General features: G+C 65.9%; 21 protein-coding genes. 9 read left to right on the forward strand and 12 right to left on the reverse strand.

Going from position 1 to position 20,829, the window contains the following annotated elements:
* Nucleotides 1-109: 109 nt before the first annotated feature.
* A complete protein-coding gene (gene dapB, locus ABIA42_RS33645; RefSeq protein WP_370117077.1) occupies nucleotides 110-925 on the forward strand; it encodes a 4-hydroxy-tetrahydrodipicolinate reductase in 816 nt (271 codons plus the stop codon).
* Nucleotides 926-948: 23 nt separating this feature from the next.
* On the forward strand, nucleotides 949-1,572 hold the full coding sequence (locus ABIA42_RS33650) for a 2,3-bisphosphoglycerate-dependent phosphoglycerate mutase (protein WP_370117074.1): 624 nt from the start codon (nucleotides 949-951) through the stop codon (nucleotides 1,570-1,572).
* A gap of 109 nt (nucleotides 1,573-1,681) precedes the next feature.
* Here ABIA42_RS33650 and ABIA42_RS33655 read toward each other — a convergent pair whose 3' ends face one another.
* Together ABIA42_RS33655 and ABIA42_RS33660 are read right to left on the reverse strand one after the other, a co-directional pair.
* Nucleotides 1,682-2,578, reverse strand: coding sequence for a bifunctional helix-turn-helix domain-containing protein/methylated-DNA--[protein]-cysteine S-methyltransferase (locus tag ABIA42_RS33655; RefSeq protein WP_271528770.1), 897 nt, complete (start codon nucleotides 2,576-2,578; stop codon nucleotides 1,682-1,684).
* A gap of 54 nt (nucleotides 2,579-2,632) precedes the next feature.
* Nucleotides 2,633-3,166 (reverse strand): DUF2244 domain-containing protein, encoded by a 534-nt coding sequence (locus tag ABIA42_RS33660; protein ID WP_271528769.1) that lies wholly within the window; start codon nucleotides 3,164-3,166, stop codon nucleotides 2,633-2,635.
* Between the two features lie 22 nt (nucleotides 3,167-3,188).
* Between ABIA42_RS33660 and nth the strand changes: the two genes are divergently transcribed.
* The 3 genes from nth (at nucleotide 3,189) to ABIA42_RS33675 (ending at nucleotide 6,818) form a co-directional block, all read left to right on the forward strand.
* Nucleotides 3,189-3,941, forward strand: a complete 753-nt coding sequence (gene nth, locus ABIA42_RS33665) for an endonuclease III (RefSeq protein ID WP_370117070.1) — start codon at nucleotides 3,189-3,191, stop codon at nucleotides 3,939-3,941.
* A 134-nt stretch (nucleotides 3,942-4,075) separates the two neighbouring features.
* Complete coding sequence (locus tag ABIA42_RS33670) at nucleotides 4,076-5,203, forward strand: HlyD family secretion protein (RefSeq protein ID WP_271528767.1); 1,128 nt, start codon at nucleotides 4,076-4,078, stop codon at nucleotides 5,201-5,203.
* Complete coding sequence (locus tag ABIA42_RS33675; RefSeq protein ID WP_370117067.1) at nucleotides 5,190-6,818, forward strand: MFS transporter; 1,629 nt, start codon at nucleotides 5,190-5,192, stop codon at nucleotides 6,816-6,818. Before ABIA42_RS33670 ends, ABIA42_RS33675 begins: the two co-directional genes overlap by 14 nt.
* An 83-nt stretch (nucleotides 6,819-6,901) precedes the next feature.
* On the opposite strand, the gene ABIA42_RS33680 is transcribed toward ABIA42_RS33675, so the two are convergent.
* The 3 genes from ABIA42_RS33680 to ABIA42_RS33690 all read right to left on the reverse strand — a co-directional run bounded on the left by ABIA42_RS33680 (nucleotide 6,902) and on the right by ABIA42_RS33690 (nucleotide 10,841).
* Nucleotides 6,902-7,642 (reverse strand): sulfate transporter family protein, encoded by a 741-nt coding sequence (locus ABIA42_RS33680; protein WP_028178930.1) that lies wholly within the window; start codon nucleotides 7,640-7,642, stop codon nucleotides 6,902-6,904.
* Nucleotides 7,643-7,863: 221 nt separating this feature from the next.
* Complete coding sequence (nikR, locus tag ABIA42_RS33685; protein ID WP_271528765.1) at nucleotides 7,864-8,310, reverse strand: nickel-responsive transcriptional regulator NikR; 447 nt, start codon at nucleotides 8,308-8,310, stop codon at nucleotides 7,864-7,866.
* 74 nt (nucleotides 8,311-8,384) lie between these two features.
* Entirely contained in the window at nucleotides 8,385-10,841 is a 2,457-nt protein-coding gene (locus tag ABIA42_RS33690) for a heavy metal translocating P-type ATPase (protein ID WP_370117064.1), read from the reverse strand.
* A gap of 62 nt (nucleotides 10,842-10,903) precedes the next feature.
* On the opposite strand from ABIA42_RS33690, the gene ABIA42_RS33695 reads away from it, so the two are divergent.
* The gene (locus ABIA42_RS33695; RefSeq protein ID WP_370117061.1) at nucleotides 10,904-11,179 is read left to right on the forward strand and encodes a metal-sensitive transcriptional regulator; all 276 of its coding nucleotides are present in this window, start codon (nucleotides 10,904-10,906) and stop codon (nucleotides 11,177-11,179) included.
* Between the two features lie 167 nt (nucleotides 11,180-11,346).
* Here the strand turns inward: ABIA42_RS33695 and ABIA42_RS33700 are convergent, their stop codons facing one another.
* Nucleotides 11,347-12,312, reverse strand: coding sequence for a YiiX/YebB-like N1pC/P60 family cysteine hydrolase (locus ABIA42_RS33700; RefSeq protein WP_271528763.1), 966 nt, complete (start codon nucleotides 12,310-12,312; stop codon nucleotides 11,347-11,349).
* 192 nt (nucleotides 12,313-12,504) lie between these two features.
* Between ABIA42_RS33700 and ABIA42_RS33705 the strand changes: the two genes are divergently transcribed.
* A complete protein-coding gene (locus ABIA42_RS33705) occupies nucleotides 12,505-13,893 on the forward strand; it encodes an NAD(P)/FAD-dependent oxidoreductase (RefSeq protein ID WP_271528762.1) in 1,389 nt (462 codons plus the stop codon).
* 45 nt (nucleotides 13,894-13,938) lie between these two features.
* Here the strand turns inward: ABIA42_RS33705 and ABIA42_RS33710 are convergent, their stop codons facing one another.
* The 4 genes from ABIA42_RS33710 to pheS all read right to left on the reverse strand — a co-directional run bounded on the left by ABIA42_RS33710 (nucleotide 13,939) and on the right by pheS (nucleotide 18,797).
* Entirely contained in the window at nucleotides 13,939-14,709 is a 771-nt protein-coding gene (locus ABIA42_RS33710) for a sulfite exporter TauE/SafE family protein (protein WP_370117057.1), read from the reverse strand.
* A 55-nt stretch (nucleotides 14,710-14,764) separates the two neighbouring features.
* Complete coding sequence (gene pheT / locus ABIA42_RS33715) at nucleotides 14,765-17,173, reverse strand: phenylalanine--tRNA ligase subunit beta (RefSeq protein WP_370117054.1); 2,409 nt, start codon at nucleotides 17,171-17,173, stop codon at nucleotides 14,765-14,767.
* Nucleotides 17,170-17,634: an endonuclease domain-containing protein gene (locus ABIA42_RS33720; RefSeq protein ID WP_271528759.1), complete on the reverse strand. Its 465-nt coding sequence runs from the start codon at nucleotides 17,632-17,634 to the stop codon at nucleotides 17,170-17,172. Before ABIA42_RS33720 ends, pheT begins: the two co-directional genes overlap by 4 nt.
* Nucleotides 17,635-17,714: 80 nt before the next feature.
* The gene (gene pheS / locus ABIA42_RS33725; RefSeq protein ID WP_370117048.1) at nucleotides 17,715-18,797 is read right to left on the reverse strand and encodes a phenylalanine--tRNA ligase subunit alpha; all 1,083 of its coding nucleotides are present in this window, start codon (nucleotides 18,795-18,797) and stop codon (nucleotides 17,715-17,717) included.
* 32 nt (nucleotides 18,798-18,829) lie between these two features.
* On the opposite strand from pheS, the gene ABIA42_RS33730 reads away from it, so the two are divergent.
* The gene (locus ABIA42_RS33730; RefSeq protein WP_370117045.1) at nucleotides 18,830-19,369 is read left to right on the forward strand and encodes a hypothetical protein; all 540 of its coding nucleotides are present in this window, start codon (nucleotides 18,830-18,832) and stop codon (nucleotides 19,367-19,369) included.
* Nucleotides 19,370-19,377: 8 nt separating this feature from the next.
* Here ABIA42_RS33730 and rplT read toward each other — a convergent pair whose 3' ends face one another.
* Together rplT and rpmI are read right to left on the reverse strand one after the other, a co-directional pair.
* On the reverse strand, nucleotides 19,378-19,737 hold the full coding sequence (gene rplT, locus ABIA42_RS33735) for a 50S ribosomal protein L20 (RefSeq protein WP_028179126.1): 360 nt from the start codon (nucleotides 19,735-19,737) through the stop codon (nucleotides 19,378-19,380).
* A gap of 80 nt (nucleotides 19,738-19,817) precedes the next feature.
* Nucleotides 19,818-20,018, reverse strand: a complete 201-nt coding sequence (rpmI, locus tag ABIA42_RS33740) for a 50S ribosomal protein L35 (RefSeq protein WP_008539890.1) — start codon at nucleotides 20,016-20,018, stop codon at nucleotides 19,818-19,820.
* A 274-nt stretch (nucleotides 20,019-20,292) separates the two neighbouring features.
* Between rpmI and ABIA42_RS33745 the strand changes: the two genes are divergently transcribed.
* Entirely contained in the window at nucleotides 20,293-20,697 is a 405-nt protein-coding gene (locus tag ABIA42_RS33745) for a hypothetical protein (RefSeq protein ID WP_370117042.1), read from the forward strand.
* Nucleotides 20,698-20,829: the final 132 nt, after the last annotated feature.

Below are 20,829 nucleotides of genomic sequence, written 5' to 3' on the forward strand. Positions count from 1 at the left end.
CCGCAATTGGCCGCCCGTCGCTAAAACTCCTCGTCCGCGCATCCTGCCAGTTCCATCGGTTGCTCAAACCGCCCGCGACCGGTATTAGGGCCATGGAGAGGATCACACCATGTCCGACATGCGCTTGATTGTTGCAGGAGCCGGCGGCCGGATGGGCCGGGCGCTGACGCGGGCGATTGCCGAGAGCAAGGGCGCGGTGCTGGCGGGCGCGCTGGAGGCGCCGGGCTCGGAGTTGCTCGGCAAGGATGCCGGCGTGCTTGCAGGCTTGCCGGCCAACGGCATCAAGCTCTCCGCCGATCTCTGGGCATTGTCCAAAGATGCCGACGGCATCCTCGACTTCACCGTCCCCGCGGCGACCATCGCCAATGTCGCGATCGCCGCCGAGCGCGGCATCGTCCACGTCATCGGCACGACCGGACTGTCCGGCTCCGACAACGCCGTGATCAAGAGCGTCACCAATCGCGCCGTCGTGGTGCAATCGGGCAATATGAGCCTCGGCGTCAACCTGCTCGCCGCCGTGGTCAAGCGCGTCGCCAAGGCGCTCGACCAGAGCTTCGACATCGAGATCGTCGAAACCCATCATCGCATGAAGGTCGACGCGCCCTCGGGCACGGCGCTGATGCTGGGCCAGGCCGCAGCCAGCGGCCGCGGCGTCACCCTCGATGAACATTCCGAGCGCGGGCGCGACGGCATCACCGGCGCGCGCCGGCCGGGTAATATCGGTTTCGCCTCCTTGCGCGGCGGCACCGTGGCCGGCGATCACAGCGTCAGCTTCCTCGGCCCGTTCGAGCGCCTGACGCTGTCGCATCAGGCAGAGGACCGCATGCTGTTCGCCCATGGCGCGCTGAAGGCGGCGCTGTGGGCGCACGGCAAGCAGCCGGGGCACTACTCCATGGCCGACGTGCTCGGCCTCTCCGACATCTGAGCGAACCTAACGGAAAGCAGTCAATGAGCGAACGTCTTCTCGTGCTCGTGCGCCACGGCCAGAGCGAATGGAATCTGAAGAACCTGTTCACGGGCTGGAAGGACCCCGATCTCACCGAGCTCGGTGTGAACGAAGCCAAGGAGGCCGGCCGCAAGCTGAAGGCACAGGGTCTCGTGTTCGACGTCGCCTTCACCTCGGTCCTTACGCGCGCGCAGCACACGCTGGATCTCATCCTCGCCGAGCTCGGCCAGACCGGTCTGCCGACCTCGAAGAATCTCGCGTTGAACGAGCGCGATTACGGCGATCTCTCCGGTCTCAACAAGGACGATGCGCGCAAGAAATGGGGCGAGGAGCAGGTGCTGATCTGGCGCCGTTCCTACGACGTGCCGCCGCCCGGCGGCGAAAGCCTGAAGGACACGCTGGCGCGCGCGCTGCCCTATTACGTGCAGGAGATTCTGCCCGCCGTGCTCAACGGCAAGCGCACCCTGGTTGCCGCCCACGGCAACTCGCTGCGCGCGCTGATCATGGTGCTGGAGAAGCTCTCGCCCGAGGGCATCCTGAAGCGCGAGCTCGCCACCGGTGTGCCGATCATCTACCGGCTCAATGCGGATTCGACGGTGGCCTCGAAGCTGGATCTGGCGAGTTGACGAAGGTCTCGTAGGGTGGGCAAAGGCGCATAGCGCCGTGCCCACCATTCTTCCGCAATCAATGAGAATGGTGGGCACGCTTCGCTTTGCCCACCCTACGGCATCTCGGTCACTGCAGTCCCAGCTGCCCCGCTTCCCAGCCCAGCATCGCCTGCTTGCGGGTGATGCCCCAATGATAGCCGGTGAGCGTGCCGCCCTTGCCGAGCGCGCGGTGGCAGGGCACGACGAAGGAGACCGGGTTCTTGCCGACCGCGGCGCCAACGGCGCGGGAGGCCTTCGGGCTGTTGATGTTGCAGGCGATGTCGGAATAGGACACCGCGCGTCCCATCGGAATCTTCAGCAGCGTCTCCCACACCCGCACCTCGAAATCGGTGCCGATCAGGACCACGCGCAGTGGCTGATCCGGCCGCCACAGTTTCGGGTCGAAGATGCGCGCTGCGAACGGCGCGGTGCCTTCGTGATCTTCCACATAGCTGGCCTTCGGCCAGCGCCGCGTCATGTCGGCGAGCGCCACCTTCTCCTCGCCGTGATCGGCGAAGGCGAGGCCGGTCAGGCCGCGATCGGTGGCGATCACGATCGCGGTGCCGAACGGCGAGGGATGGAAGCCGTAGCGCAGGGTGAGGCCGGCACCGCCGTTCTTCCATTCGCCCGGCGACATCGCTTCGTGGGTGACGAAGAGATCGTGCAACCGCCCCGGGCCCGACAGGCCGGAGTCGAGCGCCGCGTCAAGGATGCTGGCGGAATCCCTGAGCAGGTTCTTGGCGTGGTCGAGGGTGAGCGCCTGCATGAAGGCCTTCGGTGTGATCGAGGCCCAGCGGCGGAACAGATGGTGCAGCTCGTCCGGCGTGACGCCGGCGGCATCCGCCATCGCCTCGATGGTCGGCTGCGCGCGCCAGTTCGCCGAGATGAAGGCGATCGCCCGGCGCACCGAATCATAGTCGCGCAGCGCGGCGTTCTGGGTGCCCGGCTTGGTCAGGAGCTGGTCATGTATCGCGAGGGTCATCATGACCGGAAATGTAGGAGAAGGGCTGGCTCGAAACCACCCGATTTCCGACTGTACTCAGGTCACCGGATTATAGGTCGGGCCACGCCGCGCGGCGTTCAGGGCTCCGACCAAGGCATTGTAAAAGCTTGTCTTTTCTTCTGGTCCGAGAAAACCGGCGATGAGCAGCCGGCGGCCGCGCGAGATCAGATAGAGGTGCTCGATGCCGTATTCCTCGTCGATCTCCTGGTCGAGCCGGACCCAGAGCGGATTGAAGGTCCATTCGGCAACCTGGCCACGATGGCTGACGCGCCGCACGCGTAGTTCCGACGGCGTCACCACGATCTCCTCGCTGGCCCGCGCCGCGCGGAAATTGACCTTGAAGGCCCACCAGATCACCAGCACGTCGAGACCGAAAAAGCCGAACACCGGCCAAGCGCCCATCATCAGGAAGGCGAGGCCGGTGACGAAGCTGACGACGCTCAGGAACAGCATCACGGCGAGAAAGCCTGTGCGGTTCAGCGAGCGGTGCGGCGTCAGCAGCGCGGAGAAGATCTGAGGCTCGTCCTCGCTCTCAGATCGCGCGCACTCAATTTCGTTGCCTGTGCTCATCGTCCATCAGTATATCCCGATCATGGCGAAAATCACCCGCAAGCCGGCCCCACGTAAAGCGGCGGTGCCGAAGAAAAAGGCAAAACCGGTCGCGACCAAACCGAAAGCGCCCGCGCAGAAATCGCTCAGAGCCGCAAGACCCTGGACGCCGGCTGAGGTCCACGAGGTCTTCAGCCGCTTCCGCAAGGCCAATCCGGAGCCGAAGGGCGAGCTCGAGCACGTCAATCCGTTCACGCTGCTGGTTGCCGTTGTGCTGTCGGCGCAAGCGACCGACGCCGGCGTCAACAAGGCGACGCGCGCCTTGTTCGAGGTCGCCGACACCCCGCAGAAGATGCTCGAGCTCGGCGAGGAGCGCCTGCGCGAGTACATCAAGACCATCGGCCTCTACCGCACCAAGGCGAAGAACGTGATCGCGCTGTCGGCGAAGCTGCTCAGCGAATTCGGCGGCCAAGTGCCGCGTACGCGTGCCGGGATCGAATCGCTGCCCGGCGCCGGACGCAAGACCGCGAACGTCGTGCTCAACATGGCCTTCGGCGAGCACACCATGGCGGTCGACACGCATGTCTTCCGCGTCGGCAACCGCACCGGACTTGCGCCCGGCAAGACGCCTCTCGAGGTCGAGCTCGGTCTCGAAAAGGTCATCCCGGCAGAGTTCATGCTGCATGCCCATCATTGGTTGATCCTGCACGGCCGCTATACTTGCCTCGCACGCAAGCCGCGCTGCGAGGTGTGCCTGATCAACGATCTCTGCCGGTGGCCGGAGAAGACGGTGTGATTTAATGACCGTCATTCCGGGACTGTCCGAAGGACCGGGTCCGGAATCTCGAGATTCCGGGTTCGATGCTACGCATCGCCCCGGAATGACAAGGCGGGATTTGTGTTTTAGCGGCGCCGGGTTGAGGTGATCTCGTGAGTCAACAAGAACAGAACGCACCACCCGCATCACCGGCCCCACCGCCGAAGCCGACACAGCGGCCGGCCACGCCGCTCTGGAGCCGGCTCGCGATCCCGCTGTTCGCGGTCATCGTCGCGCTTGCCTTCGTGGCGCTGGCGACGCTGCGCTTCGACGAGTGGGTCGGCAATGCGGTGATCCAGACCACCAACGACGCCTATGTGCGCGCCGAGCTGACGCGGCTGTCGAGCCGCGTCTCGGGCGAAGTGCTCAGCGTGGGGGTCACCGATTTCCAGCGCGTCAAGGCCGGCGACCTCCTGATCCAGATCGATCCTGCCGATTACGAGGCGCAAGTCGCGCAGGCCGAAGCTGCGGTCGCCGCGGCGCAAGCCGCGCTCGACAATCTCGCCAACCAGATCGAGCTGCAATATGCGACGATCGCGCAGGCGCAGGCCGCGCGGCTGTCCGCGGAGGCCATGGAGGTCGAGGCACGGCAGGAGCAGGAGCGCCAGCAATCGCTGTCGCAAACCGAATCCGGCACGCGCCAGCGCCTCGAGCAGGCGGTCGCCGCTTACGCCAAGGCACAGGCCGACGTGCGCGCGAGCCGCGCCGTGATCGCGGCCCAGCAGCACCAGCTCGAGGTCCTGCAAGGTACCAGGAAGCAGCGCGCCGCCGATGTCGAGGCGGCCAAGGCGACGCTGGCGGGTACGAAGCTCAAGCTTGGTTACACGAAGATCACCGCGCCGTTCGACGGCGTTGTCGGCGAGCGCCAGGTGCAGCCCGGCGATTACGTCAATATCGGCACCAACCTCATCAACGTGGTGCCGTTGCCCAAGGTCTATGTGATCGCGAACTACAAGGAGACCCAGCTCACGCACGTGGCACCGGGCCAGCCGGTCGAGATCACCGTCGACAGTTTCCCGCGCGAGAAGCTGCGCGGCAGGGTCGAGCGCATCGCGCCGGCGACGGGTGCGCAGGTGGCGCTGCTGCCGCCCGACAACGCAACAGGCAATTTCACAAAGGTCGTGCAGCGCATTCCCGTGCGCATTCAGTTCGACGAAAACCAACCGCTGCTGGCGCGGCTGGTGCCGGGCATGTCGGTGGTCACCAGCATCGATACGAAGGCCGCGAATGGCCGAAAATGACGATGCCAGCCGCGAGCCGCTCTCGCGCGGCGGCGTCGCGCCGCAGCCCCTGTTCGCCGTCGCGGCGGTGCTGCTCGGCTCGTTCCTCGCCAATTTCGACAGCCGGCTGACCACGGTCGGCCTGCCGGACCTGCGCGGCGCGTTCTCGCTCGGCTTCGACGAGGGCGCTTGGCTCTCGACCGCCGGCATCGGCTCGCAGATCTTCATCGCGCCTGCGGTGGCCTGGCTTGCCACGGTGTTCGGCCTGCGCCGCGTGCTCGGCATCCCCAGCCTCGTCTATGCCGCCGTCTCGTTCATCATTCCGTTCGTGCATGACTATCCGACATTGCTCGCGCTCAGCGTCGTGCATGGTCTCTTGCTCGGCACCTTCGTGCCGGCGACGCTGATGATCGTGTTCCGCAATCTGCCGATCCGCTGGTGGCTGCCGGCGATCTCGATCTATGCGATCCGCGTCGGCTTCGCGTTGGACACCTCGACCTCGCTGGTCGGCTTGTATGTCGACCATCTCGGCTGGCAATGGCTGTACTGGCAGGGCGTGGTGATCGCGCCCTTGATGGGCCTGATGGTCTATCTGGGCACGCCGAACGAGCCGGTGAACCGCGCGCTGCTGCGCGAGGCCGATTGGGGCGGCATGCTGCTGCTCGGCGCCTCGGTGTCGATGACCTATGCAGGGCTCGACCAGGGCAACCGGCTGGACTGGCTCGGTTCCGGCACGGTGATGGCACTGCTGGCCGGTGGCGCGGCGCTGTTTCTGGCCTTCCTCGTCAACGAGTCCCTGGTGCGGAAGCCCTGGGCACATGTCAACGTGCTGTTCTCGCGCAACATCGGCTTGGGACTGGTCCTGATCCTGCTTTACACGCTGACCAGCCTGTCCAATGCGTCGCTGGTGCCGAACTTCCTCGCCACCATCGCGCTGCTCAGGCCCGAGCAGAGCGGCCTCTTGCTGCTCACTTGTGGCGCGTTGCCGATGTTCGTGCTGGTGCCGGTCTCGATCTGGCTGCTGCGGCATTTCGATACGCGGACGGTGATCGTCGTGGGCTTTGCCTGCTTCGCCGCGGCCAATCTCTGGGGCACCCGGCTCAGCCACGACTGGGCGCGCGAGGACTTCGTCGGCATCGTGCTGCTCCAGGCGATCGGGCAGTCGCTCACCTTGCTGCCGTTGATCATCACGCTGCTCTCCAACTCCGATCCCAGCCGGGCCACATCCTTTGCCGCCTATATCCAGATCATGCGTCTCGGCGGCGCCGAGATCGGCGTGGCGCTGATGGGCACCTGGCTGCGCGTGCGGGAGCAGGTCCATTCTTTCTATCTCGGCCAGAACCTTGCGGTCGGCGATGTCGATGTAGTGGAGAGGCTGAAGCAGCTCGCCGATCACTTCGCCGCCCATGGCACAGGAACGGCGCAGTCGCGCGCGGTCGGCACGCTGGCGGGCATCGTGCAGCGCGAGGCCAATGTGCTCGCCTATATCGACGGCTTCTGGCTGTGTTTCTGGCTCGCGGTGATCGCACTCGGCATCGTCGCGCTGGTCTCCCGCGCGCCGACGGGTCCCTTCACACCGGCGCCGTTCGGCTTCGCCAGGATGCTGCTGCGAAAGTGTGGTGTGCGGGCCGCCTGAATGCGGTGATGGTTGGTTCGTTCGCTCGCGCGACGGGGGTGGTCACCTCCCCCGCAAGCGAGAGCGGGAGAGGGAGCGCGCAATCACCGCACCTGCCGCACCGGCTCGATCAGCTCGGGCCGCGGGCCTGACAGGCGCTTGTGCATGTGGACCATGAAGGCCATGGCGAAGATCGGCGTCGCCAAGTTGACGATCGGGATCGAGACGAAGGCGGCGATGAAGAGCCCGGCGGTGAAGATCGTGGCGGCGTTGTCACGCCGCATCGCCTTGGCTTCCTCCGGCGGGCGGAAGCGCATCGCGGCGAGCTCGAAATATTCGCGGCCGAGCAGCCAGGCCGCGGCGAGGAAGAAGATCAGGAAACCCGCGCCGGCGAACAACACCAGCGGCAAGGCGACGAGATAGATCACAATCGTCAAGAGCGCGGTCTTGATGCCCTCGAGGATCGCCTGGCTGAACGGCAGCGCCACGCCGGGCCGCTCGGCCGGATAGTGCTCGCGCTCGACGATGTCGGCGACGTCGTCGACGAACAGGCTCGCCACCAGCGAGGTGATCGCGGGCATCAGGAAGATGCCGCCGAACACGACCCCCAGGCCCGCTGCGATCGAGACGATCCAGGACAGGACTTCGATCGATGAATGCCAGCCCGGTCCGAGCAGGCCTTCCAGCCAGACCTCGCCATTGGTCGCAAACCAGCTGAGGAGCCGCTGCAGGCCGATCGCCAGTACGGTGATCAGCACCAGCGCCAAGCCGACCGATCGCCACAGGATCGAGCGCATCGGCGGCGAGATCATTTGCGACAGCGCCTTGATGGCGGCATCCAGCATGGGGCATCCTCTCAGGTAAACACTTCGCGAGAGGTAGACACCCAATGCGGCTTCGGCAAGGGCGGCCGGCTGCCCAACGCACGACCGTGGTCCGGACGCGGCGCGGCATGAAATGACGCGCTGCTGAGCGGGGACCCAGGAGCTTGCGGCGAGATGGGCCCGGCTCAGCAGCGCACCGCTGAAGGAGCGCTGCGCTGCGTCCGGGGCACGCAAGCGCCCAGCTACCCATGCCGATGCGCATGCTTCCGCACCTTTGCCGGCTTCCCTTCCCCGGTCGGAATCATCACCACGCGGCCGTAGCGCACGCCGCGTTCGGCGATGATGTGGTCGGCGAAGTGCCTGACTTCGGAGGCGTTGCCGCGCAGCGCCGTCATCTCCATGCAGTTGTTGTCGTCTAGATGGACGTGCAGCGTCGCCAGCGCGAGGTCGTGATGGCCGTGGAATTCCTGCACCAGGCGCTTCGAGAGATCGCGTGCGGCGTGGTCGTAGACATAGACGAGACCGGCCACGCATTGGCCGGTCTGTGCCGTGCCCTCCGTGCTCTGTTGCAGGCCGGCGCGGGCGAGATCGCGGATGATCTCGGAGCGGTTCTGGTAGCCGCGCGCCTCCGCTGCGGCGTCGATCTCCGCCAGGAGATCGTCCTCGATCGTGATCGTTATCCGCTGCATCGGGTCCTCTCCATCGGGCTACCGGGCTTTTGTAGCCTTTCCTCCGAAGGGAGGCGAGGGAGTGTGCCGGTAGCTCACAGCCGCGTCGTGCGCAGGCGCAGCGCATTGCCGACCACGCTCACCGAGGACAGCGCCATCGCCGCTGCGGCGATGATCGGGGAAAGCAGCACGCCAAAGGTGGGATAGAGCACCCCGGCGGCGATCGGAATGCCGGCGGCGTTGTAGATGAAGGCGAAAAACAGGTTCTGGCGGATGTTGTTCATCGTCGCCTGCGACAGTTTTCGCGCCCGCACGATGCCGACGAGATCGCCCTTGAGCAGCGTGACGCCGGCGCTCTCCATCGCCACGTCGGTGCCGGTGCCCATGGCGATGCCGACCTCGGCTGCCGCCAGCGCCGGCGCGTCGTTGACGCCGTCGCCGGCCATCGCGACGCTGCGGCCGGCCTTCTGCAGCTTGGTCACCACCGCGCTCTTCTGGTCCGGCAGCACCTCGGCCTCGACCTCGGCGATGCCGAGCCGGCGCGCCACGGCCTCAGCCGTGGTGCGGTTGTCGCCGGTCAGCATGATGACCCTGATGCCTTCTGCCGCGAGCGCTTTCAGCGCCTCCGGGGTCGAGGCCTTGACCGGATCGGCGATCGCGAACAGGCCGGCCAGCCGGCCGTCGACGGCCATGTTGATCACGGTGGCGCCGTCGCCACGCAACCGTTCGGCTTCGGTGTCGAGCGTCTTGGTCTCGATGCCGATCGACGTCAGGTATTTTGCATTGCCGAGCACGATTGTCTTGCCGTCGACCTTACCGGTCGCGCCCTTGCCCGTCGGCGAATCGAATTGCTCGACCTGGCCAAGCGTGAGCTGCTTCTCTTTGGCCGCGCGCACGATGGCGTCAGCCAGGGGATGTTCGCTGGCGCGCTCGACGCTGGCCGCGAGCCGAAGGATGTCGTCTTCCGCAAAGCCGGCCGCCGGCACGACCGCGACCACCTTGGGCTTGCCCTCGGTCAGCGTGCCGGTCTTGTCGACCACCAGCGTGTCGATCTTCTCCATGCGCTCCAGCGCCTCGGCGTTCTTGATCAGAACGCCTCCCTGCGCACCGCGGCCGACGCCGACCATGATCGACATCGGGGTCGCGAGGCCGAGCGCACAGGGGCAGGCGATGATCAGCACGCTGACGGCAGCGACCAGACCGAAGGCCAGCCGCGGCTCCGGTCCGAACCAGGCCCAGGCGCCGAAGGCAGCGAGTGCGACGACGATCACCATCGGGACGAACCAGCCGGAGACCTGGTCGGCCAGGCGCTGGATCGGCGCGCGCGAGCGCTGCGCGTCCGCGACCATCTGCACGATCTGCGACAGCCGCGTCTCGCGCCCGACCTTGTCCGCACGCATCACGAAGCTGCCGGACTGATTCAGCGTGCCGGCAATGACCTTCGCGCCGGTCTCCTTGGTGACCGGCATGGATTCGCCGGTGACCAGGGATTCGTCGAGCGAGGAGCGGCCCTCCAGGATGATGCCGTCCACCGGCACCTTCTCGCCGGGACGAACGCGCAAGGAATCGCCAGCATGGAGCGCGTCGATCTCGACCTCGTGCTCGCTGCCGTCAGCGTCGACCCGGCGTGCCGTCTTCGGTGCAAGCTGGAGCAGCGCCTTGATCGCACCCGAGGTCGCGTCGCGGGCGCGCAGCTCCAGCACCTGGCCGAGCAGCACCAGCACGGTGATGACGGCAGCTGCCTCGAAATAGACCGCGACCGCGCCTTCATGGCCGCGGAAGGTGGCGGGGAAAATCTGCGGCGTGACGGTGCCGAGGACGCTGTAGACATAGGCCACACCGGTGCCCATGGCGATCAGCGTGAACATGTTGAGGTTGCGCGTCAGCAGCGACTGCCAGCCGCGGACGAAGAACGGCCAGCCCGCCCAAAGCACCACCGGCGTGGCGAAGACGAGCTGGATCCAGTTCGACAGCGTCGGATCGATCCAGCTGTGGGGGCCTGCGAGATGGCCGCCCATCTCCAGCACCACCGGCGGCAGCGACAGGACGCCGCCGATCCAGAACCGACGTGTCATGTCGGCGAGCTCAGGGTTCGGTCCGGTCTCCAGGCTTGCGACCTCAGGCTCCAGCGCCATGCCGCAGATCGGGCAACTGCCCGGGCCGACCTGGCGGATCTCCGGATGCATCGGGCAGGTGTAGATGGTGCCCGCGGGCATCTCGGGCTCGGGCGCCTTCTCCTTCGCAAGATATTTGGCGGGATCGGCAGCGAACTTGGTACGGCAGCCGGCCGAGCAGAAATGGAAGGTCTCGCCGTGATGCGTGAAGTGGTGCTTCGAGGTCGCGGGATCGACCGTCATGCCGCAGACGGGGTCCTTCACCTTGGTCGCGGAATCACCGTGGTCGTGGCCGTGATGATGGGCATGGCTGGAAGCATCGCCGTGGCCGCCGCAGCACGAGGATGCCGCGGGCTTCGCCGCCGGCGGTGCCGCTTTCGTGGAACAGCCGCACCCGGAATGTGTTTCCGCGTCGTGACGATGCTCGCTGCTGTTCATTGCCGTGCTCCGGTCCTGTCCCTGGTCTTGCAACCTATACCCGGTAGGGGTATATAGACCCCATGCGCAAGGACATCAAGGCATCTGTCGGAAAACGTCTCGGCCGGATCGAAGGCCAGGTTCGCGGCCTGTCGAAAATGGTAGAGGAAGACCGCTACTGCATCGACATCGTGACGCAGATCTCGGCCGCGCGTGCCGCGCTGCGCCGGGTCGAGGAGGAGGTCCTGAAGGACCACGTCGCCCATTGCGTCGAGCACGCCATTGCGAGCGGCGACAAGGCCGACCAGCGCGAGAAGATCGCGGAGCTGATGGCAGTGATCGGGCGGGCAGAACGATGAATCTGGTCGTTGCGAGCGCAGCGAAGCAATTCAGTCTGTTTCCCGCGGAGGGATTCTGGATTGCTTTGTCGCTACGCTCTTCGCAATGACGGTTGGTAAGGCGAAATCGCGCCACGCCCCCGGTGTCGTCCCTACGAACGCATGCCTTCGCAGGGACGACAGCAGGGCTACGCCGCCATCTCCCGCGTCCGCGCGCGGTACGTCGCGAGTTCGCTCGGCAGCACGATATGCTCGGAGAAAGCGGCGCTGGCCCCCGCGGCCTGCACGGTTACTTCCTCAGCCGAAATCTCAGCCGGCGCCTCTTCGTCAATCGCTTCAGGAGCGAGCGGCGGCGCCAGGACCGTTTCTGGAAACACACTGAACGAGCCCGCTACCTCCTCGAGCGGCTTCTGCTTGTCGGCCCAGTGCAGGGCGGTGTAGTCGAACCCGTGCACGATGGTGGGTTTGACGACTTCGAAATAGGGCGAGATGTCGAAGTCGCGGGGCATGTAGAGCGAGGAATCGCGGATGTGCAGGATCTCGCGGCGGGCGGCGCGGCTGCCGGCCTTGGTGATCTTCGGCAGGATCGGATAGCGCACGGCGTCGAAGGCCTGCGCGATCAGCGCCGAGCAGATGATCTTGGTCGGGTCGCCCGAGCCGATCGCGATCATGCGCCGGCGCCAGCGCTGCGGAATCGGCATCGGGAACAGATAGCGCATCAAGTCGACGATGTTCTTGGTGTCGTAGCCGAAGCCGATGCGGTTGATGGCGTAGCGGCAGACCGTGGTGCGGTCCTCATAGGACAGTCCGACCGGACGGCAGACGCGGGTGTGATAGGGGAAATATTTCGACAGCGGCGCCGAGGTGACGCCCTCGCCGATATTGGCTTCGATCAGCACATGCGGCTCGCCGTCCGCCTCCTCCGCACCCGCGACCGGGCCGACATAGAGCGCGGCATGCGACCAGGTCGACTGCGTCAGATATTTGATGATGCCGGAGATGCGGTTGTTGCCTTCGACCAGCAGCACGTCGCCGGGCTCGATGATCCCGCGCAGATGCTCCGGGTCGCTCGGCGTGAACGGCTCGTAGCCCGGCACCTCCTTCGAGAGGTACGCGGCAATTAGCTTGCCGACCGAATCCAGGACCGTCCCCATGTCAAACTCCCCCCACGGCCTTTTCCGGCCGTCTTTTTCCCTTCTCTATCATGGTCGAAACGTGTTGCAATTCGGTTCATCACTCTGTGAGATCAAGCACGATTGATTCACCATGATGGTTGCCGTGCAACATCAGATACGGCAAGGTTCGCGGGCTGTTCCCGTACGCCGCAAGTCCCCGGAAACCATGACATGACAATCACGCGCCGCGGTTTCCTTTCGGCGTCGGCGGCCTTTGCTGCGATGCCGGTCCTGCGCGCATCCGCCGCGCCTCTGCCGCGCGAGGCCGACATCGTCGTGATCGGGGCGGGTACTGCTGGAATCGCCGCGGCGCGGCGTATCATGGCGACCGGCCGCAAGGTCATCGTGGTGGAAGCGGCATCGCAAGTTGGCGGCCGTTGCATCACCGATAGCACGACGTTCGACACGCCGTTCGACCGCGGCGCGCGCTGGATGTACAATCCCGATACCAATCCGATGATCCGGCTGGCGCGCAGTGTCGGGCTGGACGCGCTGCCGGCGCCATCGGGCCAGAAGATGCGCATCGGCCGCCGCAACGCGCGCGCGGGCGAGACCGAGCAGTTCCTGGCCGCGCTGGTGCGCGCCAACCGCGCCATCGACGAGGCCGCGCGCGGCAAGCTGGATACCTCCTGCGCGTCCGTGCTGCCGAAGGATCTCGGCGATTGGGCCGGGGCGGCCGAGTTCATGCTGGGCCCGAGCTTCGCCGGCAAGGACCTGAAGGAGCTGTCCGCGATCGACAAGGGACGCGCGCAGGACCGCAATGCGGCGATCGCCTGCCGTCAGGGCCTCGGCACTCTGATCGCCAAACTCGGCGAGCAGGCGCCGGTGGCGCTGTCGACGCCGGCGAGCCGGATCGTCTGGAGCAACCGCGACGTCAGCGTGGAGACGCAAGCCGGCAAGATCGCCGCGCGCGCCGCCATCCTCACGGTTTCGACCAATGTGCTGACGTCGGGCGCGATCAAGTTCGTACCCGACATCCCCAAGCGCACCTTGGATGCGGCCTCCAAGCTCACCCTGGGCAGCTACGATCGCATCGTGCTGCAACTGCCGGGCAATCCGCTCGGCTTGTCGCGCGACGATATCCTCATCGAGCAGAGCAATTCGACGCGCACGGCGCTCATGTTCGCCAATATCGGCGGCTCCTCATTGTGCTCGATCGATGTCGGCGGCTCCTTCGGCCGCGATCTCTCCGAGCAGGGCGAGAAGGCCATGGCCGCCTTCGCGAGGGAGTGGATCACCAAGCTGTTCGGCAGCGAGGCCGCTTCCGCCGTGCAGAAGACCAGCGCGACGCGCTGGAATGCCTCGCCCTACGTGTTGGGCGCAATGTCGGCATCCGCGCCCGGCGGCCAGCTTTCGCGAAAAACCCTGGGCGAGCCGATCGGCAACATGTTCCTCGCCGGCGAAGCCACGCACGAGACGCTCTGGGGCACCGTCGACGGCGCCTGGGAAAGCGGCGAGCGCGCCGCGGATGCCGCCTTGCGCAAGATCGGTGCGCTCAAGGCCGAGCCGGCCGACGTGCCGACGCAATCGACGAAGAAGCGCAGGGCGCCGCGGCAATAGGCAACAAAGTCGCAACACTTCGCGGGGACGACCCGCGGAGAGAGCTCAGCGCAACACCCCGTCCAGCACCGGTAGTCCGGCAACCACCGCCATCGCGATCAGCGCATAGCAGATCCCGCGAAACACTTTCTCGCTGGCGCGGCCGAACAGCGAGGCGCCGAAGGCGACGCCGATCGCATAGACCGGCCCGACGACCAGCGAGAGCGCCAGCGATTCGCGCGAGATCAGGCCTGTCGTCGCATAACTGACCATCGAGAAGAAATCCGACGCGCCGAAGAACAGCACGATGTTGGCGCGTGCGACGATCGGCGCGATCGGGCGGCCCAGCCAGTAGCCGACGATCGGCGGGCCGCCGGTCTGCGCGAGGCCGCTACAGAAGCCGGAGAGACCGCCGATGCCGACCGAGAGCCAGGCGTGGTCCTTGCCGCGATAGCGCCAGCCCGACAGCAGCAGGAGCAGGAGGGCGGCGACGAAGCAGGAGATGATCCAGCGCGTGGTGACGGGCTCCAGCACGCTCAGGAAATACGTGCCGACGGGCACGCCGATCAGCGCCCCCAGCACGATCACGGCGGTGGCCCTGCGGTCGGCCTTCCGCCATGCGTCAGGCAGCAGCGGGGCGGCCGCGACGAAATCGATGACGAGCAGCAGGGCCGCAACGAGCCGCGGCGCTGCGATGCTGCTTGCCAGCGGCATGAAGATCAGCGCCGAGCCGAAGCCGGAGAAGCCGCGTGCGGTGCCTGAAACGAAAGCGACGGCGCAGAGCGCCATCGCAATGGTGAGGCTGACATCCTTCGGGAGAACGTCGGCGAGACTCATGCTTGTTGATTCTGGAGCACGATGTCGTCCGAGAACCGCTTCACACCTTTCGACATCATGCTCTCAGAGTACCGCCGGTCTTCTTCGTGACTTCGGCCACGATCTTGGCGCCGACGGCCTCGATCTCCTGGTCGGTCAGGGTCTTCTCGCGCGGCTGGATCGTCACCGCGATCGCGATCGACTTCTTGCCGTCATCGATGCCCTTGCCCTCGTAGACGTCGAAAACGTTCACGCCGGTGATCAGCTTCTTGTCGACGCCTTGCGCGGCGCGAACGATGTCGCCGGCCTTCACGGCGCGGTCGACGATGAAGGCGAAGTCGCGCGTAACAGGCTGGAAGGCGGAGAGCTCGATCAGCGGCTTGGCGCGGGTCGGCTTCTTCTTCGCCTCAGGGATGCGGTCAAGGATCACCTCGAACACCATCAGCGGACCATCGACGCCGAGCGCCTCGAGCGCGCGCGGATGCATCTCGCCGAAATGGCCGAGCACGTTCTGCGGGCCGATCTGGATCGTGCCGGAACGTCCCGGATGCAGCCAGCCGGGACAACCCGCCACGACCTGAAGCGCCTGCATCGGCGCGCCGGCCGCAGCGAGCACCGCCAGCGCGTCGGCTTTCGCGTCGAACACGTCAGCCTGCGTCGAGCCGGTCCAGTGCCGTCCGAGACCTTCAGAGGAAGCAAAGCCGCGGCGCACGCCGCTTGCCGCCATGAACTGGTCCTGCGGGCGATCGCCCTTGAAGATCTGGCCGACCTCGAACAGTGCGACATCGCCAAAGCCGCGATCGGCATTGGCCTGCGCGGCCGCGATCAGGCCCGCAAGCAAGGTCGGGCGCATGTCGGAGAGATCAGCCGCGATCGGGTTGGCCACTTCGAGCTCGCGCTGGCCGCCGCCGAACAGTTCTGCCGCGGGTTTTGCGATGAACGACCACGTCACGGCTTCGACCATGCCGCGGCTCGCGAGCGCGCGCCGTGCGCGGCGGGTGCGCAGCTGCAGCGAGGTCAGAACGGACTTGCGCGCGTCCTCGCCGCGTTCGAACGGCGTCTCCGGCACCTTGTCGACGCCGAAGATGCGGACGATCTCCTCGACGATGTCCGCCTTGCCGTGCACGTCGGTGCGCCAGGTCGGCACCGCGACCTTCACGACCGGGCCGGGGCCCGCCATCATGAAGCCGAGATGGGTCAGGATGCGCTTCATCTCGGCTTGCGGCACCTCGATGCCGGAGAGCCGCTTGACCTCGGTGACCGGGAACTCGATCAAGCGGTCATCGCCAAAGGCCTTGCCGACCACGACGGTCTCGGACGGCGTGCCGCCGCACATCTCCATCACGAGCTTGGTCGCCAGCTCCAGTCCCGGCACCATGAAGGCCGGATCGACGCCGCGTTCGAAGCGGTAGCGCGCATCGGAATTGATGCCGAGCTTGCGGCCGGTCTGGGCGATGTTGATCTCGTTCCACAGCGCCGATTCGATCAGCACGTCGGTGGTGTCATCGTCGCAGCCGGAGGCCTCGCCCCCCATGACGCCGGCGAGCGATTCGACGCCGTGCTCGTCCGCGATGACGCAAATCGCGGGATCGAGATTGTAGGTGCGCCCGTCGAGCGCGAGCAGCGTCTCGCCCTCGCGGGCGCGACGCACGACGAGATTGCCCTTCACCTTCTTGGCGTCGAACACGTGCAGCGGCCGCGCGCGATCGAAGGTCATGAAATTGGTGATGTCGACCAGCGCGTTGATCGGGCGCAGTCCGATCGCGGTCAGCCGCTTCTGCAGCCATTCCGGCGACGGGCCATTCCTGACGCCGCGCACGAGGCGGAGCGCGAAGCCCGGGCACAGCGTGGCATCCTCGACCGTGACCTTCACCGGGCACGGGAATTCGCCCTTGATAGGCTTGATGGTCGGATCCTTGAACTTGCCCATGTCGGCGGCGGCGAGGTCGCGCGCGATGCCGTGCACGCCCGTGCAGTCCTGCCGGTTCGGCGTCAGATTGATCTCGACCACGGGATCGCCGAGCCCGGCCCATTCGGCGTAGGCAGCGCCGATCGGCGCATCGGCCGGCAATTCCATGATGCCGTCATGGTCGTTGGAGATCTGCAATTCGGCCGCCGAGCAGAGCATGCCGCGGCTCTCGACGCCGCGGATGGTGCCGACCCCGAGCGTGATGTCCTTGCCGGGAATGTATGTGCCGGGCGGCGAGAACACGCTGACCAGACCCGCACGCGCATTCGGCGCGCCGCACACCACCTGCACCGGCGCTCCGCCGTCGCCGGTGTCGACCATGCAGACCCGCAAGCGATCCGCATTCGGATGCTGCTCGGCCGAGATCACCTTGGCGATGGTGAAAGGCTTCAGCGCCTTCGCCTTGTCCTCGATGTTCTCGACCTCGAGCCCGATCATGGTGAGCTTCTCGGCGAGCCTGTCGAGCGGCTCGTCGGTCTCGAGATGATCCTTCAGCCAGGAGAGGGTGAATTTCATGGCTGTGTGCCTCGGCTCTTGTCGGTGGAGTTACATTGGTCGGTGCTAGTGTTCCCTCCCCCCTTGTGGGGGAGGGTCAGGGAGGGGGGTGAGCCGCGGGCTCCGGCGGAAGCTGCCTGGCGAATTGCCTCAACAACTCCTTCAAGGTTCGTCATCACCTGATCATTGGTGAAGCGCAGAACCTGAAAGCCCTCGGCTGCGAAGAAAGCGTCGCGACGCTCATCCTTCTTCTGACGTTCTTCGAAATCGTGAGATTCTCCATCGAGTTCGATGATGAGCTTAGAGGAGAAACACACGAAGTCGGCGATGTAGTTTCCGATTGGCGTCTGGCGACGGATGCCAAGACCATCCATGCGGTTAGCCTTCAGGTAGCGCCACAGCAGTGTTTCGGCGCGCGTCATCGCTCGGCGAAACTGTTTCGCCCGACTACGCTGACGTTCGCTCACAACTGCATGCGGCATCCGCGGCTACCCCCCTCCCCGACCCTCCCCCACAAGGGGGGAGGGAACGGAGAGAGTCATTGTGTGGCCGGGCATCGCCATCACGTGCTCAATCCCCCCGCCAGCGTCGGCACTTCCAGCGGCTTGAAGCCATAGTGGGACAGCCAGCGGACGTCGCTGTCGAACAGCTGGCGCAGGTCGGCGATGCCGTATTTCAGCATGGCGATGCGGTCGATGCCCATGCCCCAGGCAAAGCCCTGGTACTCGTCGGGATCGATGCCGCAGGCGCGCAGCACGTTCGGATGCACCATGCCGCAGCCGAGAATCTCGAGCCAGTCCTCGCCCTCGCCGAAGCGGATCTCGCCCTTGTCGCGGCGGCACTGGATGTCGACTTCCAGCGACGGCTCGGTGAACGGGAAGAACGAGGGCCGGAAGCGCATGTTGATGTGGTCGACCTCGAAGAACGCCTTGCAGAACTCGTGCAGGATCCATTTGAGGTGGCCGAGATGCGAGGTCTTGTCGATGACGAGGCCTTCGACCTGGTGGAATTGCGGCGTATGGGTCGCGTCAGAATCGATGCGGTAGGTGCGGCCCGGGCAGATGACGCGGATCGGCGGCTTCTGGCTCAGCATGGTGCGCACCTGCACCGGCGAGGTGTGGGTCCGCAGCAGCATGCGCGAGCCGTCCTCCTTCGGATGGAAGAAGAAGGTGTCGTGCATCTCGCGCGCGGGATGGCCTTCCGGGAAGTTCAGCTTGGTGAAGTTGTAGTCGTCGGTCTCGATGTCGGGACCTTCGGCGACCGAGAATCCCATGTCGGCGAAGATCGTGGTGAGCTCGTCCCAGACCTGGCTCAGCGGATGGATGCGGCCGGCCTCGACCGGTGGGTCGCGCAGCGGCAGGGTGACGTCGACGGTCTCGGACACGAGCCGCGCATCGAGCGCCGCGGACTTCAGCACGTCGCGCCGTGCGGCGAGCGCCTCGGTGACCTTGTCCTTGGCCTGGTTGATCGCGGCGCCCTGCGTCTTGCGCTCGTCCGGCGACATCTTGCCGAGCGTGGCGAGGAGTGCGGAGATCGAGCCCTTCTTGCCGAGGGCTGCGACGCGCACCGCCTCGAGGGCGGCCTCGTCGCCGGCGGCGGCGATCTGGTCGAGGATGGACGTTTCGAGCGTTGCGAGGTCGGACACAGTCAAATCCTTGCTGCCAAAATTCGGCTGGGTTGTCGCCGCCCGAAGGCCGTAACGTCAAGCAAAAAGCCGGTTATTTCGGGCTTGCGGCCGGCCGGGTTGAACGCTGCGCGGGGACCCGGCACCAATGGGGGTACGAGGAGAGTCTTGCGATGCTTTCGAGATCCTGCCTGGTCGGTCTGGCCCTGCTTGTGTTGGAAGGTGCTTTGGGTGGCGCGGCCTACGCCGAGGAATGCCCGGCCAAATCGACGTCGATGGACGACGTCATCGCAGTCCTCAATGCGGCGCCTGGCTGCGGCCCTGCCATGAAGCTGTTCGAGGCCTGCGCATATGGCGCCAGCGGCGACGTGCAGTTCGGTGAAGTGGTTGAGAAGAAATGCGAAGCTGATTTCGTCGGCCAGCAGAAGCCGCCGCAGAAGCTCAGCTATCAGCGCGAGTTGCAGGCGTGCGATCGCAAATACCGGAACAAGTCCGGCACCATGTATATTTCGGCGACAGCATTCTGCCGGGCGGAGGTCGCCCAGCGCTACTCGCGGCGCGCGCTGAAGGCCGCGGGCCCTAAGGCCCGCTAGCGCAAGCCTCAGGCGGCGAGCGCAGCCTTGGCCTTCTCGGCGATCGCCTGGAACGCGGCGGGCTCGCTGATCGCGAGATCCGACAGCACCTTGCGGTCCACGGTGATCCCGGACTTGGCCATGCCGTCGATAAATCGGCTGTAGGTCAGGCCGAACGGACGGACGGCCGCGTTGATGCGCTGGATCCAGAGCGCGCGGAACGTCCGCTTCTTGCGCTTGCGGTCGCGGAAGGCATATTGCATCGCCTTCTCCACGGCCGGCTTGGCGGCGCGGATGGTGTTCTTGCGGCGGCCATAGAAGCCCTTGGCGGCCTTGTAGACTTTCTTGTGCTTGGCGTGGGCGGTCACACCGCGTTTGACGCGAGACATGACAAAATTCCTTCAGAGATGACTTGGTTTTCGGATCGCCGCGGGATGCGCGGCGCGGCTGGCAGTGATCGTGGACGCGATCAGGCGTTCGGCAAGAAGTACTTCTTGACGTTGTCGCCGTCGGTCTTGAACAGCACGCGGGTGCCGCGGAGCTGACGGATCTGCTTCTTCGTCCGCTTGATCATGCCGTGACGCTTGCCGCGCTGGGCGTGCATCACTTTGCCGGTGGCAGTCACCTTGAAGCGCTTTTTAGCGCCCGATTTGGTCTTCAGCTTGGGCATTTGGCTCTCCTATGGCCACAACAGAAATCCGCCCGTGAAGGCGGCTGGCCGTCTAAAATGCTCGTTAGAGCGTTGATTGTGCTCAGGTTTTTGCGAACGAGCGCGAAACCCACACGAAACACCGCCACGGCAGCCCTTAATCAGCCGGGCGATGAAGGCTGGGCTTATGACAGAGCGGGAGCCAAATGGCAACGATGAACCGGCGGAACAGGCCCGGAGACTATCCGGTGCTGCACCCTCATGTCCCCAGCCGCGTCGCCCGGAGCAGACCAAAATGGCCCATTTTTCCCAATCGTCGTCGTCTTTGACTGGTTTCGTCCGCGCGCGTCATCTGGCGGTGTTTGCCGTGCTCGCCGCCGCCATGCTGCCGTCGACTGCCGATGCCCGCGTCGGCGGCTATGACGGCATCTGGAACGTCACCTTCGCCACCACGAGGGGCAATTGCAGCTCAGGCTACAGCGTCCCCTTCACCGTCACGGGCAGCCGCGTCTCGTCCGCCGGCGGCGGCCGGGTCTCGGGCAGGGTCAACCGCTCCGGCACTGTGGCGGTCCAGGTTTCGGTTGGCGCCTCTCATGCCAGCGGCGGCGGTCGGCTCGCCGGCAGGAACGGTGCCGGCTCGTGGAGAGGTATCATCTCCGGCGACCAGTGCAGCGGCACCTGGCAGGCGACGCGGACGTAGTCGAACGAGCCATCGCCACAGCCACGGTGCGCTCCCTCCCCCGCCTGCGGGGGAGGGCTGGGGAGAGGGTGCTTCCTCAATCGAGAACCCCCAAGAGGAAAAAGCCCTCACCCGGCGCTTCGCGCCACCCTC

Source organism: Bradyrhizobium sp. USDA 327 (assembly GCF_041262065.1).
Lineage (GTDB): Bacteria > Pseudomonadota > Alphaproteobacteria > Rhizobiales > Xanthobacteraceae > Bradyrhizobium > Bradyrhizobium liaoningense.

Coding starts and splice junctions, on each gene's coding strand:
- dapB (WP_370117077.1), top strand. CDS start 110: ATGTCCGACATGCGCTTGATTGTTGCAGGAGCCGGCGGCCGGATGGGC.
- ABIA42_RS33650 (WP_370117074.1), top strand. CDS start 949: ATGAGCGAACGTCTTCTCGTGCTCGTGCGCCACGGCCAGAGCGAATGG.
- ABIA42_RS33655 (WP_271528770.1), bottom strand. CDS start 2,578: ATGATGACCCTCGCGATACATGACCAGCTCCTGACCAAGCCGGGCACC.
- ABIA42_RS33660 (WP_271528769.1), bottom strand. CDS start 3,166: ATGAGCACAGGCAACGAAATTGAGTGCGCGCGATCTGAGAGCGAGGAC.
- nth (WP_370117070.1), top strand. CDS start 3,189: ATGGCGAAAATCACCCGCAAGCCGGCCCCACGTAAAGCGGCGGTGCCG.
- ABIA42_RS33675 (WP_370117067.1), top strand. CDS start 5,190: ATGGCCGAAAATGACGATGCCAGCCGCGAGCCGCTCTCGCGCGGCGGC.
- ABIA42_RS33680 (WP_028178930.1), bottom strand. CDS start 7,642: ATGCTGGATGCCGCCATCAAGGCGCTGTCGCAAATGATCTCGCCGCCG.
- nikR (WP_271528765.1), bottom strand. CDS start 8,310: ATGCAGCGGATAACGATCACGATCGAGGACGATCTCCTGGCGGAGATC.
- ABIA42_RS33690 (WP_370117064.1), bottom strand. CDS start 10,841: ATGAACAGCAGCGAGCATCGTCACGACGCGGAAACACATTCCGGGTGC.
- ABIA42_RS33695 (WP_370117061.1), top strand. CDS start 10,904: ATGCGCAAGGACATCAAGGCATCTGTCGGAAAACGTCTCGGCCGGATC.
- ABIA42_RS33700 (WP_271528763.1), bottom strand. CDS start 12,312: ATGGGGACGGTCCTGGATTCGGTCGGCAAGCTAATTGCCGCGTACCTC.
- ABIA42_RS33705 (WP_271528762.1), top strand. CDS start 12,505: ATGACAATCACGCGCCGCGGTTTCCTTTCGGCGTCGGCGGCCTTTGCT.
- ABIA42_RS33710 (WP_370117057.1), bottom strand. CDS start 14,709: ATGAGTCTCGCCGACGTTCTCCCGAAGGATGTCAGCCTCACCATTGCG.
- pheT (WP_370117054.1), bottom strand. CDS start 17,173: ATGAAATTCACCCTCTCCTGGCTGAAGGATCATCTCGAGACCGACGAG.
- ABIA42_RS33720 (WP_271528759.1), bottom strand. CDS start 17,634: ATGCCGCATGCAGTTGTGAGCGAACGTCAGCGTAGTCGGGCGAAACAG.
- rplT (WP_028179126.1), bottom strand. CDS start 19,737: ATGTCTCGCGTCAAACGCGGTGTGACCGCCCACGCCAAGCACAAGAAA.
- rpmI (WP_008539890.1), bottom strand. CDS start 20,018: ATGCCCAAGCTGAAGACCAAATCGGGCGCTAAAAAGCGCTTCAAGGTG.
- ABIA42_RS33745 (WP_370117042.1), top strand. CDS start 20,293: ATGGCCCATTTTTCCCAATCGTCGTCGTCTTTGACTGGTTTCGTCCGC.